The following is a 744-nucleotide window of genomic DNA, read 5'->3' as shown; positions in this document are numbered from 1 at the left end:
TCTAGCAAAGACAATATTAAAGAATTTAGCAAAATTAAAATTATTAGAACACCCCATATTCATTTTGGTTTTATTCCAATTAGTAAAGTTTTTTCAAAAAAGCTCAATGAAGAAAGATACATAATTAGTAATAATCGTATTTTTGGTGGTAAAAAACAACTACAAAAATTTAATAATTATCATGCTAATTATTTAACAAAAGCAGGTTATGAAATAGAGCCTGGTGAAATTGGAGGTAAAGGTAGTTATAATGCAATGAATTTTCGAGAAGTTAAAGAATTTGAACGAAATAAATTAGAAAATGAAATTAATAATCTATTTGATGAATATAAGTCTAGCAAAGACAATATTAAAGAATTTAGCAAAATTAAAATTATTAGTGATGATTATGATGATTTAATTTATGAAATTAAACAATATTTAAAATATGAAAATAATTTTACAAATTATGAAATAAACCAATTAACTAAATATTTAGATTTAGCAGAAAAAATGAAATATTACAAAATTATCACGACCATTCCTAGTGCAAAAGAATCAGATTTTAAAAATATGAGTTTAATTGAACAAGAATTTAATGAAATGGTTTTTAAAATCAATCCGATTATGCAAAAAGGATATGATTTGGTGAGAAGTCTAGAAAGAGAGTTATAAAAATATGTGAAATAAAATTAAAAAGAAAAAAATAAGTTTATTGATTGGTTTATGTTTTGTTCCAATCATTTTTATTTTTTGTTTAACATT

1 protein-coding gene is annotated in these 744 nt (G+C 21.5%); it reads left to right on the top strand.

Annotated features, from left to right (window positions below; translation table 4 throughout):
* Positions 1–654 (top strand): plasmid recombination protein (locus C6B38_RS10230; RefSeq protein WP_233485602.1); only part of this gene is annotated, 654 nt, incomplete at its 5' end.
* Positions 655–744 lie beyond the last annotated feature (90 nt).

Source organism: Spiroplasma sp. ChiS (genome assembly GCF_002968355.1).
In the GTDB taxonomy this organism is placed as follows: Bacteria; Bacillota_I; Bacilli_A; order Mycoplasmatales; family Mycoplasmataceae; genus Spiroplasma; species Spiroplasma citri.
This window is presented reverse-complemented; position numbering and strand designations above follow the sequence as displayed.